Origin of the sequence: Martinezella hainanensis (assembly GCF_900094555.1) — a bacterium.
Lineage (GTDB): Bacteria > Pseudomonadota > Alphaproteobacteria > Rhizobiales > Rhizobiaceae > Rhizobium > Rhizobium hainanense.
On the sequence record NZ_FMAC01000013.1, the window covers coordinates 93,191 to 110,722 of the forward strand.

Here is a 17,532-nt window from a genome sequence, read left to right on the forward strand (position 1 = left end):
TAGAATGCGTCAACAAATTCCCCTTTATAACGTATCATCCTGTCGGATTGGAAGCGATTGCTTCTGGTTTGAACTGCATGCGTAATTGCCAGCATTGATGTTATTCGCCGACGCCCGTCGTTTCCGGATTTGCCTGTGCAGCTGATGCCCGATAGGAAAATCAGCTGCACAAGAGGGTCACTCAACCCTGGCTCCCGGCTCTCTCGCCTTTCAATCGATGTCAGGCAGCGGCTGATTTCGACGCCACCGTCCGGGCAAGCGCCTCAATTTCTTCCATGTCGATCGGGACGCCTGGAAATTCGGCGATCGAAGCGAGCGGAATCCCCCGCGCCGAATCTCTGCCTGCCGGATCGGACATAAGGTCCCCCATGCGACCCCGCAAACCGCCCCGGCTGTCGAAGATCGCCTGAAGCATCGGGCCGCCGACGGGATCATCAAGCCACTCGCCCGTTGTCGACCAGGGCGTCAGAGGCACAAGGACCGGATGCCCCGGCAGGTCGATCGACTGCTTCAGACGGATATCACGCGAAGAGCTCCCGACATGAACCGTGACCGGACCACCCGGATAAAGCCAGGTCCTCGTCAACTCGTTCCAGTGCTCCAGTTGCTGGCGGGGTACCGCGATCTCGACGATACCGGACTGGCCCGGATCAAGCCGGATTTTCTTCCAGCCGCGAAGCTCGCGCGGCGGGGTGTCGACGAAATCGTTGTGATCGGCGACATAGAGCTGCACGACCTCGGCCCCTTCCCTCGCCCCCGTGTTTCGCACGGTCACGCGGGCAACGAAGGCGACGGGGTCCTCTAACGGCTTTTCGATAATGTCGAGGTCAACGAAATCGAATGTCGTGTAAGACAAACCGTGCCCAAACGGATGATCGACCGCAATGCCACGGGCGTCGTAATATCGATATCCGACGTAAATACCTTCGCCATAGCTGACGTTGCCGTGGACGCCAGGAAAATGCAGGTACGAGGGTGTATCAGCCAGCCGAAGCGGGATCGTTTCCGGCAGCTTGCCTGACGGATTAATGTCCCCGAGCAGCACGTCGGCTACAGAATTGCCATGCGCCTGTCCCGTCAGCCAGAATTCGACGATGGCATTGACGTTGTTGCGCCAGTTGGAGGTAGTGACCGCCGAACCGTTCGACATCGCGACCACGATCGGTTTCCCGGTGGCGTGCAGAGCCTCGGTCAGAGCGATCTGATCCTGCGGAAGGTCGATCATCGTGCGATCGCGCCCTTCGGCCTCGTATTCACCTGGAAGACCGAGAAACAGTATGACGATATCTGCCTTTTCGGCAACGCGCACAGCCTCTGCCGCGGCGTCTTCCGCGTTGAATTTTTTGTCGAGAGCATAGCCGCTGGCGAAGGTCAGCTCCGCACCGCAAGCTTCGGCCCGGGCGCGCAACGCCGTAAGACCGGTGACAACGTTCTTCGAATTGACGTATGAACTGCCGGCGCCTTGGTAGCGTGGTTGGCGGGCAAGCTCGCCGATAACGGCGACACGCGTGCCCGTCGCCAGCGCCATCGGAAGCGTACCGTCATTGGTGAGCAGGACGGCAGATTCAGCGGCCGCGAGCCGGACCAGATCATTATGCAAATCGTAGTCGACCGTCGTAGACTCACCCACCCTCCTGGTTCTTTCCGCCAGCAGGCGGAAGCGCTCGACCATTTTTTTCAGCGTATCGGGCTCCACCTGACCGGCCGAATAGGCTTTCCGCAACCGGTCATCCTCCTGGCGACCAGGCATGCGCAGATCGAGGCCGGCATTGAGTGATGCAATCGGATCACGGACGCCACCCCAATCCGATACGACAATACCGTCGAAGCCCCATTCTTCCCGAAGAACCGTGCTCAGAAGCCATTCGTTCTGAGCGGCATGAATACCGTTGATGCGGTTGTAGGAGGACATGATCGCCCACGGACGCGACTGGCGGACCGCGACTTCGAACGTTCGAAGATAGATTTCCCGCAGAGCACGCTCATCGACGTTGGCGCTGACCCGCAACCGGTCCGTTTCCTGATTATTGACGGCAAAGTGCTTGAGGCAGGCACCGACGCCCTGGCTCTGCATGCCATCAACGATTGCAGCCGCAAGCATGCCGCCCAGATAGGGATCCTCGGAATAGTACTCGAAATTACGGCCGCACAACGGGCTTCGCTTCAGGTTTAACCCCGGGCCAAGCACGACATCCACGCCCATGGCGCGAGCCTCACGGCCAAGGGCCGCGCCGATCTCTCGGATCAGTTCGCCATCCCACGACGACGCCAGCGTCACTGCCGGCGGGAAGCACGTGGCTGGCAGGCTGCGGCCGATGCCGAGATGGTCCGGGTTCTCGTCGTCCTGAACACGCAGTCCATGGGGGCCGTCGGCGAAGCGAAGCGAGCGGATGCCGTTGTGTGTTGCGTCAATCGTTGTCCAGTAGTCTGCGCCGGTGGCCAGCGACAGTGCTTCCTCGGTGGCCTTATCGGCGGTAATGACTGTGGTATGCGTATCCATCACTTGGATCCTCGAATGAACAGAATGAACAGTGCACTGGCGGCCGCAATGGCTGCCGCGCATAGGTAGAGCGACGTGTAGTTGCCGCTGCCTCCATCGGCTCCGATCATGAGGAGCAGAGGCGCAAGCAGAGGCGCCAGTGTTTGCGGAATGGTGCTGGAAAGGTTGAAGACACCCATGCCCTTCCCGGCCGATTCGTGTCTGTCGGGCAGGACTTCGGAAACGAGCGCATAGTCGACCCCGAAATAGAGGCCATTTCCCAGCCCGGCGATCGCGATCCCGATCAGAAAACCTTCGACCGTGGTCGAATAGGCAACAACGCCCATAGCGATCATGAAGAAGATCGAAGCCAGGATAACGAAGGGCTTTCTTTTGCCAACGCGGTCCGACAGCCATCCTCCTCCGATGCTGGAGATGACGACGGCAATCGCCAGGACGAACATGGCAGTGGTGAGTATGGGTGCGACCGTGCCGGTCGTGTAGCCGAGGTGATCGATCAGGTAGTAGGTCTTGTATGTGGTCAGAAGGTAAAGCGACGTCCACGCAAGAAAGCGCCCCATCCAGACCAGACCAAAATCGCGATGCTGGAACGGGTTGATCCAGAGCGCTCCGAGAAGCCCCGCGAAGTTAATGGGAAGGACCTCATCCCTTGTACGAGGGAACTCACGAAAGAAGAGAATAAACGGCAGCGCCATGGCGAGACCGAGCAGCACGGGCACGGCAAACATTCCGGCTCCGCCGGTTCCGACCAATTGGGTCAGATAGGTGCCACCGACCACGCCAACCTGGGCCGACATGCCCATGAAACCGGAAACGCGGCCTCGCAATTTATCAGGCACGCGTTCGGGCAGGATCGCCACGACAGAGGCGAGCGCGGCATTGAAGCCGCCCTGGGCTACAGCCCAGCCAATCGCCACCATAGCAATGGTTGGAGCGAACCCGATACCTATAACGGCCAGTGAGCCAACGAGAATACCGCCGATGATAAATGGCCGGCGCTGTCCCCATCGAGATTTCGACCGGTCGCTAAAGGCCCCGAAGATCGGATTCGAGAACAATGCGGCCGCTGCGCCGAGACTGGAAACAAGCGCGAACGATGTCGCCTTTCCCTCCGGATCAAGTTGGCCGACCCGGATAGCGATGGTCACCGACGCGGGCGTAACCAGAGCGACGTAAATTCCGATCAGGGCGCAGATGTAGCGGGCGATAAACCAGCCATTGATCTGCTGACCTGTCAGGCGAATGTTTCGTTCGGGCACTGTCTCGAAATCCGGAGACCTCCCCACATCTGTTGATACGTGCTGGTGCATGCTCTTCCTCCAGGAGCGTCGCTGTTCGATTGATCCACGGGGCGTCCGCTCGCTCCTCCCAAGCCGTCCCTGACCGGCGACCAAACAGATCGGTCAGCCGATCTATACGTTAGACGACGATCAACCCTTCTGACAATAGCGTTAGGAAATTTTGACAGGGCCTGAGCGAATAAGGTTATTTTTCTTTTGGAATCAACGACAAGGTATGTTTGCGGTATTGACAATACCGCCTACACCTCCTTCCTGAGGGCACGATCATGTGAAGGGAGGATGTCCAATGCCGCGTGCAATCCGAATGGCCCAGCAAGGCGAACAGACGCGCGCTGCTATCCTGGATGCTGCAATTGAATTATTCGGCAAAGCCGGCTTCCGCAGCACGAGCATGAGTCAGATCGCAACGCGCGCCGGGGTCGTCCAGTCGGTTCTTCATCATCATTTCGGCAGCAAGGACCGGTTGCTGCTGGAGGCGCTGAACCGGTATTATCCGGCCTCGACCGAGCGAGCTGATATGCGGGCGATTGCCGAAGGACGCGTGGACTTTCTCGATGAGATGTTACGTGTGACCCGGTTGAACGCCGATCGACCTGATCTGGTGCGGTTTTTCTCCGCCATGAGCGGAGAGGCTCTCACCGAAGGCCATCCTGCACAGGAGTTCTTCGTTCGACGCTATGAGGCCGTGCGCGAAGGTTATGTCTCCGCGATCGCAAAATCGAAAGGTATCACCCGCGCATCGGATCTTAAAACTATCAACAACCTGGTCACCCTGCTTTTCGCCGCTTCCGACGGTTTGCAGATGCAATGGCTTCGGGATCCCGAAATCGATTACATAGGTGGCATCGAACTGACGATTGGAATGATCAGACAAAGAATGGACGCGATAGCGGACTTCGACGGATGACAGGGCACAGGTCCGTCATCGCCGCTCAAACAGCGCGCGTTTCGCTTTCGCGATATCAAACAATGTCGCCACGGTGGGATTTCTGGAGGCAAGCGGAGCACAAAGAGCGACCTCGAATTCCGGAGAGTCGACTATAGGTTTGGAGACGACTTTCGGCCCGGTTTCTGAGCACAGGGCTTCGGGAATGAGTGCTATACCCAGACCCTCTTCCACAAGGCGGACGATTGTGTGCTGCAGCCACGGTTCGAGCACAAAGCGGGCTGGCACACCGCCTGCTGCGCAATACCCGGTGATCGCGTCACGCAATGTTGGGGCGACATGCGAGGGGGCCGCGATAAGACTTTCGCCGGCAAGATCGCTCGGACGAATTGACTCTACGCCGGCCAACCGGTGCTCTGCGGAAACAATCAGTCGCAGACGGTCGGTCGTCAGGGATATCGTTCGAAGATGCTGGGCAGACAGGGGAGCAAAGGTGATAGCCGCATCAAGCGCCCCCTCAAGCAGCATCTCGTTTATGTCCACCGGAGTTCGTTCTTCAAGGATCAAACGAACATCCGGACGCTGCTCGGAATAAAGCCGAACCAGGGTGGGAACGACCCGGTTGGCCACATGCATCATAAAACCGAGCTTCAATTCTCCCTTCATGCCATTCGCCACAAGTTGCACATCGCGACACGCAGCATCGAACTGGGCCAATATGGCCTTGCTGTCATGGAGGAAATGCTCCCCGGCCGTTGTCAGCGTAACGTTGCGGGAATTTCTTTCGAACAATTTTACGCCGAGGCTTTTCTCGATGGAGCTTATCTGGCGGCTGAACGGGGGCTGGCTCATGTTCATCCGAGCAGCCGCGCGACCGAAATGGAGTGTCTCCGCCAGCGCGACGAAGTGATGCAGATGACGGCTATCCATTCTATGCTCTCAAGGTATCGGTACTGGTCATATTTAACATTGGATTAGCTGAATCATGCGCTGTAAGCAACGTCCTCCACTGGAATGAACGGTTCCCATGCTGACAAACCTGCTGACTATCCTGCCGATTTTCGCCCTTATCTTCACGGGTTGGATCGCTCGCAAATCCGGGGCGCTCGGCCCGAATGCGACGCGAGAAGTCAATCGGCTCGTCGTTTATCTGGCGCTACCGGCGCTGCTGTTCGACATCATGGCAAATGCCAACTTTGCAGTAATCTGGCAGCCCGGCCTGATTTGCGCGTTCGCGGCTGGCTGTGCCATCATCTTCGCAGGCACGATCTGGTGGCGCCTTGCCAAAGGCCGGCATCTGGCAGACGCATCTATCGACGCATTGAACGCAAGTTATGCGAATACAGGCTTCATTGGCTTCCCGCTCATTCTTTCGTTGGTCGGCGATACGGGCCTGGGGGCAGCCCTCATTACAACCATCCTCACGGTGTGCGTTCTTTTCGGATTTGCCATCGTCTTTATCGAAGTCGGTTTACAGGCCGAAACCCGGCGTGACGCAATCATCAAAAAGACCTTTCTGTCGCTCGCAAAAAATCCGCTTCTCATTGCCCCCTTGCTAGGAGCTGCGGTTATGGCGTCTGGCCTTACACTACCGAACCCTCTGGAAAGGTTCTTGAAGTTGCTTGGAGGTGCTGCATCCCCTTGCGCATTGATCGCCCTTGGCCTCTTCCTTGCCGGTACGAAGTCATTCCAACCCGACCGCAGAAAAAGTACGGAAGGCATCTTGATCACTCTTAAGCTTGTTGCCCAGCCGCTTGTCACATTCGTCATTGCCGGACCGCTGCTGCAACTGCCTGCCTTGACCACGCACAGCGCCGTTCTCTTGGCTGCGCTTCCAACAGGCACAGGGCCTTTCATGCTTGCCGAATTCTACAACCGCGAAGCAAGCCTAACGGGGCGGGTGGTCCTGATATCGACTCTCCTATCTTTGCTGACAATCTCGGCTTATCTTGCAATTGTGGTGTGACGCGATCTTAGCGCCACACCACAAGAAGGCGCGAAGTCTATACGCAATTATCGGTTCAACAGCCGCGCCGGTTGAGCCAGCACTAACCCCGCACCAATCAGGAGGGCCACGGCCACGACCGAGACCCCGATATCCGTGCTGCCGGTGGCATCCTTGACCCACCCGATCAAGTAGGGGCTCACGAAGCCTGCCACGCTGCCGACCGAATTGGCGATTGCCAGGCCCATCGCGGCTGCGGCACCGCTAAGAATGGCCGGCGGCAGGGTGTAGAACTGCGGGATGCAGGTTAGAATCCCCATCGCCGCCACCGTCATGGCGATCAAGGCGCCCGTTGTGTTGTGGGAATAGATGATGCTGATGACAAGACCGATCGCGCCGAGGATGGCGGGAGCCGCAAGATGCCAGCGCCGTTCCTTGGCACGGTCGGAGCTGCGTCCAACCAGGACCATGAAGACAAGGGCGCCGGTATACGGAATGGCGGTCAGCAGGCCGACGGTGAGAGGATCCTTGATCCCACTTTCTCGGATGATCGACGGGAGCCAGAAACTGATGCCGTAAAGGCCCATCGTAAAGAAGAAGTAGATGCCGCTCAGCATCCAGACTTTTGGATTGACCAAGCCGTCCCGGGTCGAGTGGAGAGGCTTCTCCTTCGCCTCGCGTGCGACATCGGCCTTGATCATGGCCTTTTCCTGCTCCGTTAGCCAGTCTGCGCTGTCGACCGAATTGTTCAGGTAGAAGTAGCACATGATGCCGAGAAGGATGGCCGGGATAGCCTCGAGGATGAACATCCACTGCCATCCCGCCATTCCGCCATGCTCATGCAAGCCCGATATGATCCAACCGGAGAGAGGGCCGCCAAGTACGCCGGACAAGGGAATTCCCGTCATGAAAATGGCGGTCGCCTTTCCGCGCTGGGATGTCGGAAACCAGAGGGTCAGATAGTAAAGCACGGCGGGAATGAAACCGGCTTCGGCGGCACCGAGCAGGAAGCGCAGGAGATAGAAGCTCGTAGGCGTCGTGACCACGGCCATCAGCGCGGAGATGATGCCCCACGTTATCATGATCCTGCAGATCCACAGTTTCGGCCCCACCCGCATCATCACCATGTTGCTCGGGACTTCGAATATGACATAGCCGATGAAGAAGACACCGGCCCCGAGACCATACACCGCCTCGCTGAATCCGAGATCGTCGAGCATTTGAAGCTTGGCGAAACCGACATTGACGCGATCGAGATAAGACACGATGTAGCAGCTGAGCAAAAATGGCAAAAGTCGCCAAAAAACCTTTGAATATGTTGTCTTTTCAGTGAATATGAGCTGTTGGCTGTCTGCATACTCCGACTTGATGACCATAATCTCCTCCCTATGGTGCGAGCATTCACGGCAATTCGTGCAATAGCGGGGAGGTGTCGGACAGGCCGCTCCTCAACAGCCTTCCTCTCTCCTCCTCCATCACCCCTAGCGGGATGGGAGCCATATCCGCCGGGCCTACCTCGGCTGATTGTGCGCGATCGATCTGATGTCAGCAGAGATACGGATCCTCGTCGCCATCCACGACGAGGGTCATCTCTCGTTCGGGTTGCCAGGGCACCTCGGGGTGATCGGCCGCCTTGTTTTCCTGCCGTGCAATGACGAAAAGCAGATCGGAAAGCTTGTCGAGATAGGCCATTCCGTAGCGGTAGCGATCCCGGTCAGATCGCGTGCGTATCATCGTCGGGGCCTGGTCCTCCAATCCGGCGAGAGAAACGAGGCATTGTTCGGCCCGCCGGCATACGGCCCGTGAGACATGAACCTGGCTGGCCGATTGTGACCCGCCCGGAAGAATATAGTCTTTTAGTGGCGCAAGACCCCGGCTTGCATTTTCGAATTGCCGCTCAAGCCGCCCTACATGGAGAGCGGTTAGCAAGGGCTGGTCAGGCGTGCCGATGCCGGCAGCAAAGTCGACGAGATCGTGCTGCACCGCCGTCAGGATCTTTGGCGTCTTCGGCCATGCCGCACAACTGATCGCTAACCCGATGTAGCTGTTGAGCTCATCGATGACGCCAAGCAAGTCTGCGACCGGATTATCCTTCTCAGGGCCTCCGCCAGCCCCAATCCCGATCGGCTTTCCATTCCTTGCAGGCGCTGTGGTGCTCGAAAGGCGATCCTCCATCTAGGCCTCCTCTGCTATCCGCTGCGCCTGGCCGTAGGCCTGGGCATACCGGCAGTAATGGTCGATGATCGAACGCATGGCCCCGCGGCGCTCCGGGTGCAGGCGGCTGAGCGGTCGGGACGGGCGCCCTGCCCACAACCAGCCGCTTTCCAGGTGCTGGCCAGGCAATGTATGGGACCCCGCCGCAAGCATCACGTCGTCCTCGACGACCGTGCCCATGGCAAGTCTGCTGCCGATGCCGATCAGTGCATTCTTGCCGACGGTGCAGGCTTCAGTAGTAACGTTGTGGCCGAATGTCGTGCCCTCGCCGATCCTTACCAGTGCATCGCCGGCATCGATGATGGTATTGTCCTGAATGTTGGAGTTACGGCCGATGTCGATGCGGCCACTCGTGACTGTCAGCCGGCAGCCGAAGAAGATGCTGGAGTTCGGCGCCATATCGACCGGCGCGTGGACGTCAGCGGTTTGCGCCAGGAATGGGCTGTCCGCGCGCTGCTCCTGACGGACCTTTTCGCGCGAGACGCCGGCTGCCTTTCCGGCACTGCGCAGTGATGCGGCACGCTCCGCCAGTTCAGCTTTTTCGATCGGACGAACCGGCTTTGCCGGCATCCCGGCATACAGGAGACCGTCTTCAAGCACCGATCGTGGGAAGACGATGGAATCCTTTTCGATCATCACCCCGCTCCCAACGGTCGAGCCGTCGAGGATGACGACATTGTCCTCGAACACGCAATCGGACCCAACGGTGCATGCGTGGATCACGCTGTTGCATCCCGCGGTCACGCGGTCGCCGATATGGGTCGGATAGAGGTCGTGAGCGATATGCACGGTGCCTCGCGTACCGAGAAAGAAATCGTCTCCGATGCGGACGTAATGCCCGTCCGCGCGAATGACGCCGCGTTCGCAGACCGTCATCTCGCGGCCCGACGTCACCTTGCCCAGCACGCTGGCGCACGCATGCACAACAGCGCCGTCGCCGAATTGCGGCCAGACGCCGTCGAACGGCAATATAAGCCCGTGGACGCTATTGGCATAGTTCTCTGGCATGCCATCAACCCCCCTTCAGGATGTGGCTTGATGCGGATCAAAAGACCGGTGTCTCGCGATAAGTGCCCCACACCGTCTTCAGGCGTTCGATAATGTCGCCCATGGTGGCGCCTGCTCGCACCAGTTCGATGGTGATCGGCATGATGTTCTGGGATGGGTCTTTCGCAACCGAGACGAGCTTTTCCATCAACAGATCGAACTTGACGGGATCACGCTCGCGGCGGACGCGTTGAGTGCGATTAACTTGGCGCTCCGCCGTGGATTGATCGTAAGGATGCGTTTCGATCTTCGGATCCGGCACGTCATCGACAAGGCAGTTGACACCGATCACGGGTTTCTCGCCGGACTGCTTTCGCAGTGCCGTCTCGTAAGCGAAATCGGCGATCTGCCGCTGGAACCAGCCTTCCTGGATCAGCTTCAATGTGCCGCCGCGCTCATCGACTTCGTCCAGGATGTCAAAGATGCGCGTCTCGTACTCGTTGGTCAGGCTTTCGACGTAATAGGAACCACCGAGAGGATCGACCACCTGAGTAACATTGGTTTCCTCTGCGATCACCTGCTGCGTGCGCAGCGCCATTCGCATGGCATCCTCGGTCGGGATGGCGAAGGCCTCGTCATAACCGTTGGTGTGCAGCGACTGAGCCCCGCCGAGCACAGCCGCCAGCGCCTGCATGGACGTACGCACGACATTGACCATGTATTGCGGCTTCGTCAGCGAGGCCGCAGCCGTCTGGCAATGGAAACGCAGGCGCATCGATTCCGGGTTCTTTGCTCCGAAGCGGTCTTTCATGATCTTGGCATAGCAGCGGCGCAGGGCACGGAACTTCGCGACTTCCTCGAAGAAGTCAGCCTGACAGACGAAAAAGAACGCCAGGCGCGGGGCGAATTCATCCACGTCCATGCCGGTCTTGAGCACTTCCTCGACATAGACGACGAGGTTGGCGAGCGTAAAGGCCGCCTCATGCAGTGGCGACGATCCGGCCTCGGAAATGTGGTATCCAGAGATGTTGATCGGGTTGTAGCGCTTCATGTTCTTGGCGCAGTAGGTGATGCAGTCGCGAACGATGCGCACCGAAGGATCGGCGGGGAAGATGTATTCCTTCTGCGCCATGAACTCCTTGAGGATATCGGCCTGAATGGTACCAGACAGCTTGTTCAGATCGTAGCCGCGCTTTTCCGCCAGCACGATATACATCGCGAGGAGGATCCAGGCCGACGGGTTGATGGTCATCGACACGGAGATCTTTTCCAGGTCGATGCCGTCGAACAGGGCCTCCATATCCTCCAGCGTATCGATCGCCACGCCTTCGCGCCCGACTTCGCCTTCGCTCATCGGGTGATCGGAATCGTAGCCCATCAGGGTCGGCATATCGAAATCGGTCGAGATGCCTGTCTGCCCCTGCGCAATCAGGTATTTGAAGCGCTTGTTGGTATCCTCACCCGTGCCGAAGCCGGCGATCTGCCGCATCGTCCAATTCCGGGAGCGATACATGGTTGGATAGGGACCACGGGTGAATGGGTAGCGCCCGGGCAGGCCAATATCCTCGATCGGCGTCTGCGCGATGTCGGCGGCCGTGTAGGTGCGCTTGACCGGGATGTCGCCGAGCGTGAAAAAGGCTTCCTTGCGCTCCTTCTGCTTGGCAAGAAAGCGTGCAACCTCGCTGTTTTCCCAGTCCTTTTCTTCGGCGCGCAGCCTTTCGGCGAGATCCTGAGGCAATCTGTCGGGTGAAACGGTCTGGTTCATGACGGGCTCCTTTCCAGATCGGAGGCGGCAAGCAATTCGCTGGCAAGTGAGTAAGGGTCGCCCTTGCGTGCAGACAGACGGTCGGCAAGGGCATAGCTATGCGCTGAGGCAGCCTTGAGAAAGCGCTGAATCAGTAGATTTTCGGCGGTTTTTTCCAGACGAAAGCGGGCGATCGCACGTCGTCTGGTCTCGCCTTCCTCGGTGTCGAAGGCGACCTGCCGGTGTTTTTCCAGTGCCTCGGTCAGCGCATCGAAACCCTCGTCCGTATAGGAACTGACTCCCAGAACCGGCACCTGCCAGCTGTTTTTGCCCTTGAAGCCGGCATTCAGCGTCATCATCTGCTTGATGTCGGTCAGCGTTCTGTTCGCGTCACTGCGATCAGCTTTCGAGACGACATGAATATCCGCAATCTCCAGCATGCCGGCCTTGATAGCCTGGATATCGTCCCCGAGGCCTGGTGCCGAGACCACTACGGTCGTATGGGATGCCTTGGCGATTTCCACTTCGTCCTGACCGACGCCGACGGTCTCGATGATGATCGTGTCAAAACCGCCAACATCCAGCACATCGACCGCGTCCAGCGTGGCTCGCGCCATGCCTCCCATGGCGCCGCGTGTCGCCATGCTACGGATATAGACGCCGCTATCGAGAACATGATCCGACATGCGGATGCGGTCGCCGAGGATCGAACCGCCGCTATAGGGGCTGGACGGGTCGATCGCTACAATGCCGACTTTCTTGCCAGCGGCACGAAATCGCTTGGTCAAGGCCGCAACAAGGGTCGACTTACCGCTGCCGGGAACGCCAGTGAGGCCGATGACATGCGCAGCGCCGGCCTTGCGATACAATGTCGCCAGGGCCTCACGTGCCTCGGGAACCGCCGCTTCGGCGCGAGAGATCAGGCGCCCGATTGCGCCGATACGGCCTTCTTCAACACGGCCTGCAAGCTGCATCGAGGGAACATATGCGTTCATGCCGAAATCTCCGCGGCAATCTGCGCATTCATGTCCCTGAAAACAGCGCGGTCGTCGATGACACGACGCGCCTTGAAATCGGTCCGCGGCAGGGTACCCTTGCTCACGACCTCGGCTCGGGTGCGCAGACCCAGAAGACGCTGCAGGCGATGGGCCACATCCTGCCGGAAATGCTCCTCGCCGCCGACGCGCCGTGCTTCATCGTCGATCTCCACTCTCAGCAGAAGTTCGTCCATCGCCGCTTCGCGCGTGATGATGATCTGATGTTCGCCGCCATAACCGGGGGTCTGGTTCAGCGCGGCGTCGATCTCACTAGGATAGACGTTCTCGCCACGGATCGTGAACATGTCGTCGATGCGGCCAAAAATGCCGCTTGGCAGACGCGGGTAGGTGCGCCCACAGGGATTGGGCTCATTGACCCACTGCGTCAGGTCGCCGGATGCAAGGCGGATCATCGGCTGCGAGGTTCGCTCCAGATGGGTATAGACCGGTGTTCCGCGCTGGCCGTAAGGCATGCGCCGCATCGTCGCCGGATCGCAGACTTCTGTGTAGACGATATCCTGCCAGCACAGCATACCCTCCGTTTCCGCCGAACCTGCCACGTTCATCCATGGCGTCATTTCCGCCATTGAGCCGGAATCGAACACCTTTGCACCGTAGAGTTCCTCGATACGGTCGCGCACGCCGGGGATCGAGGCGCCGGGCTCGCCTGAAAAGAACATGTACCGCAGTCTGAACTTGCGTGGATCGAGCCCCTCGTCGATTGCAGTCTGGGCAAGATGGAGCGCGTAGGTCGGCGTTCCGTAAAACCCGGCCGGCTTCATGATATCGAGCCACTGGGCGCAGCGAGCGGTCATGCCTGGCGCACCCGCACCGAACGGAAAGGCTTTGGCTCTCAGACGCTCGGCACCCGCAAGCGCACCCCAACTGCCCATGTAAAGGCTGAGGATGGCAGCCACCACGATCATGTCTCCGGGCCGCATGCCCATGGCCCACATGATGCGCGCATGGGCATTGGCAATCGCATCCCAGTCGCCCCGGCCAATCGCAAACGCCGTCGGCCGCCCGGTCGTGCCGCTCGTCCCATGAACGTGGAAGATCTCGCTTTCCGGCACGGCCAGATAATCGCCGAATGGCGGCGCCGATGCCTGTGACTGGCGTAATTCCGGCTTCTGGATCACTGGGACTTTGTCCTCGAAATCCTCAAGTGATTTCAGCTGGTCAGGATGAAAGCCAGCCTCGTCCCAGCGCCGCTTGTAGAATGCGGTGTTCTCATAGGCGTATCGGCAGACCAGCTTCAGGCGTTCCAGAATGGCGCCTTCACGATCGGAAGCATGCATTGTCTCACGCTCTGGAAACCAGTAGCGGCTTTCCGCAGGCGGCAGATAGTTCTGATCATAGGACGGGGGGAAGGACCAGCTCTCCATTGACATCTCCTCCTGTCAACGTTCACCGCGCTCCGTTACGAGACGGGTCAGGGTTTCGACAATGGCGCTCGGCGGAGTGTCCTGCAGAAGCACCTCCTGGACACCCATCTCCTTGATGGCGATGACGTCCTCGTCGGGCATGACACCGCCCGCAACAACGATCATGTCTTTCGCGTCATTCTCATCGAGCAACTTGAAGATCTTCGGAAACACCGTCAGTTGAACGCCAGACAGAAGACTGACGCCAAGAATATCGACGTCCTCCTGTATGGCCGCTGTGACGACCTCTTCCGGAGTACGATGCAGGCCGGAATAGACGACGTCCATCCCCGCGTCCCGCAAGGTTCTTGCAACAACCTTTACACCGCGGTCGTGACCATCAAGGCCGACCTTGGCGAGCAACACTCTTATGGGTTGGGTCAACGAACTCCTCCTTTCGTTGATTTTGAACTCTGAATTCAGAACTCTAAATGCAAACTGCGCCCCGCTTGTTTATCTGTCAAGCCGAAGGCATAATTAAACGACACATTTAAATCGGAGAGATCGCGGGTTGGAATCGCTCGAACAGTCAAAAACACTTGTCGATCAAGCCTATGAGGTTATCCTTGATGCGTTGTGCGACGGTACTTTCATGCCTGGAGAGCGGCTCACCCAGGAAGACATCGCTGCTCGACTAAAAGTCTCGAGACAACCGGTGACGCATGCATTGGCTATTCTAAAGGCTCAGGGCTTCGTCGCGCCGTCCGGTCGCAAAGGATTGACGGTTACACCGATCAAGCTCGAATTTTTCGAGGCAATTTATCAGTTTCGTTCGGCGGTAGAACCGCTCGCCGTTCGCCTTGCCACACCAAAACTAACCCCCCAAGCGATCGTGCGAGGCCGATCGCTGGTCGAACACGGCCGCAATCTCGTCTTGGCTGGCGATGCCAGGGCCACTCTCCGGGCTGATATGGAATTTCATTCATTCATCTATGAATTGTCAGAGAACCCCTTGATCGCAGACACCATGCGGCTTCATTGGCAGCACCTTCGACGCGCGATGGGCAAGGTGCTGCGCTATCCAGGTATGTCGATCAGCGTCTGGCAGGAGCACGGACGGATACTCGAAACTATGATACGTGGCGACGCTGAAGCTGCGGCAGAGCTTATGCGCACGCATCTTGTCGAAGCATACACTCGCGTGGCCGCCTCCGATGGAGAATCAACAACCGCCTAAGCGATCGGGCCGCTCATGGCGCTCTCTGAGGCCCTCAGGCCGATGCTCAGTTGGATCCTCTGTTCGCAATCATTCAACCCGCGCCAGTAAAACAATCTGGCCGGATAGGGGCGTGTTTCCCACCCGTCACCGGATGACCGACCGGCTCCGTTCAGCGGCCAGCGCAGCGTGCTTGACCAGAGGGACGAGAACGTCACAGCCGCGCGGATCCTCATGCGGATCGAATGCCGAAAACGCGACGGCCAGGATTTCGAACCGATCTGCTATTTGATCCAACGAAAAGCTGATCTGCTCCGGCGTAAGGCCGCCGTTCGAAATCAAACTGCTCGCCGCCAATACAGAAGTGTCGAGCACATCGGCATCGATATGGATATACACTTGATTACAGCGAGACTTCAGAAGGTCCAGCGCTTCGGTAATTGCTTTTTCGTACCCTAGGGCGTCGATCTTGGGCTTATGCACCAGCTCACCCAGCGCCCGCTCAAGCCCTGGCACACCATCAGGATCGAACATCGATGCGAGACCGACACTGACTATACGTTCTTCCGGGATTTCACGGAAACCCGGTATCCGGCGCCGATAGTTCTTCCAGCACTGCCCCGCAATTGTCGCGACCGGCATAGCTTCGAAGAAGCCATTGGAAGAGGTCTCCGGCGTTTGGGCGTCGCCGTGGCAGTCGAACCAGATCATGCCGATGTCGCCTTCAGCGTCGCCCACGCCCGCAACCATTCCAAGCGAGGCTGAACAGATACCGATAGACGCGATCGGGATACGGCCTCTGGCGCGCGCCTCCGATACGACCTGAGCCAGGCGGATGTTCTGCACGAGGATACGGCTCATCTGGTCTCCGTGATAGACCCAATAGCCATCGTCCCGGCTACCCATTCGCCTTTCCCCCGGCTCGTCGACATCCTCAATGAAAGTGACCTCGACGTCCGAGAAGACGGATCGAACTGCCTTGGGCGCTTGCTGATCGGCAAAAAGGGCTCGTGTTCCATCCCCAAAGCGGAAGTTGAATGGATGTGGCGTACGCGTTCCCATCACGTAGGGGAGCGCTATCAGGGAGACCGGCTGAGTCAAGCGGTCGTTTTCAGACATGATGAGTTATCGCCTCCTCTGGATTACAGCGAGCATTAAAGCAGCATCATCGACGACCACCAATCGGCAAAAATGCCGATCTGAGATGAAAAGTTGGCCTGTCTGGCCATAAAGCTGACCGTCGCGGAACAGACCATTCGGCTTAGATCGTATATGAAATCGACGGGCGCCTCTTCGTCCAATACTCTCCCGTGGCTTTTTTCAATCGAGAAGGCAGCTAACACCCATGCCGAATGAATCTTTGCGGAATATTCCGATTTCCCTGATCGGCCTTCCCTATATGGAAGGGACCAGACAGCCAAATGCCGGCTACAGTTTTGCCTTAGGGCCTACGGTGCTTCTCGAAGCCACCAATGTCCCGGCGGCCATGCGCGAGGTCTTTGACGACATCGAAGTGATCATGATCGACGATGTGGATGAACCGGGACCGCGCGAGACAGGTGGAGACCACCGCCTGTTGCCGATTGGCGATCAAATGAGCCGCATCCTCGTTCAGAACATCCGCCTGGCTCAAGTCGTGTCGGAGGCGCGCGCCAAAGGCCGTATCCCGATAACGGCGATTGGCTGCTGCTCGGCGGCTTTGGGAATGGTAGGGGGCGTGGGCGACGCTGAAGGCGACATTGGCATGATCTGGTTCGATTGCCATGGCGATGCAAAGACCCCTGACACCTCCGAAAACGGATTCTTTGATGGGATGCCGGTCACGACGATCGCCGGCAAGTGCTGGCCGCGCCTGCGCAGGAAAATCCCGGGCTTCAAGGAAATTCCGGAGGACCGAATTGTCACAATTGGATTACACGAGCAGTTCACTTCCGGCGGACGCCCTGGCGCAGGAGATGCGCTCGGCTGGCAGGTTCACAAGCTCGAATTCGAGAAACATGGTTTCGAGGGCGCACTTGCGCTTGCGCTCGATGATCTTCTTAAAAGGTGCAAGAAGGTTTTCGTCCATGTCGACGTCGATGTGCTGGATCCATCGATCATAAACGTCAGCACGCACACCGCTCCCGGCGGTTTCACAAGCGAACAACTTGTCACTGCCCTGGATATGATCGGGAAACGGTTTGAAATACTTGCGCTTGCCTGGTCGGCCTATGATCCGACGATCGACACCAAGGGACCTTCCGTCTTGATCCCAATGGTCGTACAATCTGCTCAGATCGCTGCGCGCTCAAGGCTTCCCGGCTAGCTTCCGCTCATTGTCGCTGCGGGCCGCCCGATG

At 58.4% G+C, this 17,532-nt stretch carries 15 protein-coding genes; 4 read left to right on the forward strand and 11 right to left on the reverse strand.

The window, feature by feature from the left end; genetic code table 11:
- Nucleotides 1-220 precede the first annotated feature (220 nt).
- Together GA0061100_RS28910 and GA0061100_RS28915 are read right to left on the reverse strand one after the other, a co-directional pair.
- The gene (locus tag GA0061100_RS28910) at nucleotides 221-2,500 is read right to left on the reverse strand and encodes a glycoside hydrolase family 3 C-terminal domain-containing protein (RefSeq protein WP_075856301.1); all 2,280 of its coding nucleotides are present in this window, start codon (nucleotides 2,498-2,500) and stop codon (nucleotides 221-223) included.
- Nucleotides 2,500-3,810, reverse strand: coding sequence for an MFS transporter (locus GA0061100_RS28915; RefSeq protein WP_075856302.1), 1,311 nt, complete (start codon nucleotides 3,808-3,810; stop codon nucleotides 2,500-2,502). Before GA0061100_RS28915 ends, GA0061100_RS28910 begins: the two co-directional genes overlap by 1 nt.
- A gap of 277 nt (nucleotides 3,811-4,087) precedes the next feature.
- Here GA0061100_RS28915 and GA0061100_RS28920 point away from each other — a divergent pair, with 277 nt between their 5' ends.
- Nucleotides 4,088-4,708, forward strand: coding sequence for a TetR/AcrR family transcriptional regulator (locus tag GA0061100_RS28920; protein WP_075856303.1), 621 nt, complete (start codon nucleotides 4,088-4,090; stop codon nucleotides 4,706-4,708).
- Nucleotides 4,709-4,723: 15 nt separating this feature from the next.
- Here the strand turns inward: GA0061100_RS28920 and GA0061100_RS28925 are convergent, their stop codons facing one another.
- Nucleotides 4,724-5,617: a LysR family transcriptional regulator gene (locus tag GA0061100_RS28925; protein ID WP_075856304.1), complete on the reverse strand. Its 894-nt coding sequence runs from the start codon at nucleotides 5,615-5,617 to the stop codon at nucleotides 4,724-4,726.
- A gap of 97 nt (nucleotides 5,618-5,714) precedes the next feature.
- Here GA0061100_RS28925 and GA0061100_RS28930 point away from each other — a divergent pair, with 97 nt between their 5' ends.
- Nucleotides 5,715-6,653 carry an AEC family transporter gene (locus GA0061100_RS28930; protein WP_075856305.1) on the forward strand — a complete coding sequence of 313 codons (939 nt, stop codon included), beginning with the start codon at nucleotides 5,715-5,717 and terminating at the stop codon, nucleotides 6,651-6,653.
- A gap of 47 nt (nucleotides 6,654-6,700) precedes the next feature.
- On the opposite strand, the gene GA0061100_RS28935 is transcribed toward GA0061100_RS28930, so the two are convergent.
- The 7 genes from GA0061100_RS28935 to GA0061100_RS28965 all read right to left on the reverse strand — a co-directional run bounded on the left by GA0061100_RS28935 (nucleotide 6,701) and on the right by GA0061100_RS28965 (nucleotide 14,422).
- Nucleotides 6,701-8,008, reverse strand: coding sequence for an MFS transporter (locus GA0061100_RS28935; protein WP_075856306.1), 1,308 nt, complete (start codon nucleotides 8,006-8,008; stop codon nucleotides 6,701-6,703).
- A gap of 169 nt (nucleotides 8,009-8,177) precedes the next feature.
- Nucleotides 8,178-8,807 carry a cob(I)yrinic acid a,c-diamide adenosyltransferase gene (locus GA0061100_RS28940; RefSeq protein ID WP_075856307.1) on the reverse strand — a complete coding sequence of 210 codons (630 nt, stop codon included), beginning with the start codon at nucleotides 8,805-8,807 and terminating at the stop codon, nucleotides 8,178-8,180.
- Nucleotides 8,808-9,854: a gamma carbonic anhydrase family protein gene (locus GA0061100_RS28945; protein WP_075856308.1), complete on the reverse strand. Its 1,047-nt coding sequence runs from the start codon at nucleotides 9,852-9,854 to the stop codon at nucleotides 8,808-8,810. It abuts the gene before it with no gap.
- A 37-nt stretch (nucleotides 9,855-9,891) separates the two neighbouring features.
- Nucleotides 9,892-11,598 carry a methylmalonyl-CoA mutase family protein gene (locus GA0061100_RS28950; RefSeq protein WP_083961467.1) on the reverse strand — a complete coding sequence of 569 codons (1,707 nt, stop codon included), beginning with the start codon at nucleotides 11,596-11,598 and terminating at the stop codon, nucleotides 9,892-9,894.
- Nucleotides 11,595-12,572, reverse strand: coding sequence for a methylmalonyl Co-A mutase-associated GTPase MeaB (gene meaB / locus GA0061100_RS28955; RefSeq protein WP_075856309.1), 978 nt, complete (start codon nucleotides 12,570-12,572; stop codon nucleotides 11,595-11,597). The genes GA0061100_RS28950 and meaB overlap by 4 nt, the downstream gene beginning before the upstream one ends.
- On the reverse strand, nucleotides 12,569-13,999 hold the full coding sequence (locus tag GA0061100_RS28960) for a phenylacetate--CoA ligase family protein (RefSeq protein ID WP_075856310.1): 1,431 nt from the start codon (nucleotides 13,997-13,999) through the stop codon (nucleotides 12,569-12,571). The genes meaB and GA0061100_RS28960 overlap by 4 nt, the downstream gene beginning before the upstream one ends.
- Before the next feature lie 15 nt (nucleotides 14,000-14,014).
- On the reverse strand, nucleotides 14,015-14,422 hold the full coding sequence (locus GA0061100_RS28965) for a cobalamin B12-binding domain-containing protein (RefSeq protein WP_075856311.1): 408 nt from the start codon (nucleotides 14,420-14,422) through the stop codon (nucleotides 14,015-14,017).
- A gap of 127 nt (nucleotides 14,423-14,549) precedes the next feature.
- Between GA0061100_RS28965 and GA0061100_RS28970 the strand changes: the two genes are divergently transcribed.
- Nucleotides 14,550-15,215, forward strand: coding sequence for a GntR family transcriptional regulator (locus GA0061100_RS28970; RefSeq protein ID WP_075856312.1), 666 nt, complete (start codon nucleotides 14,550-14,552; stop codon nucleotides 15,213-15,215).
- Nucleotides 15,216-15,341: 126 nt separating this feature from the next.
- On the opposite strand, the gene GA0061100_RS28975 is transcribed toward GA0061100_RS28970, so the two are convergent.
- A complete protein-coding gene (locus tag GA0061100_RS28975) occupies nucleotides 15,342-16,313 on the reverse strand; it encodes an arginase family protein (RefSeq protein WP_075856313.1) in 972 nt (323 codons plus the stop codon).
- Nucleotides 16,314-16,539: 226 nt separating this feature from the next.
- Between GA0061100_RS28975 and GA0061100_RS28980 the strand changes: the two genes are divergently transcribed.
- On the forward strand, nucleotides 16,540-17,499 hold the full coding sequence (locus GA0061100_RS28980) for an arginase family protein (RefSeq protein WP_075856314.1): 960 nt from the start codon (nucleotides 16,540-16,542) through the stop codon (nucleotides 17,497-17,499).
- Nucleotides 17,500-17,532: the final 33 nt, after the last annotated feature.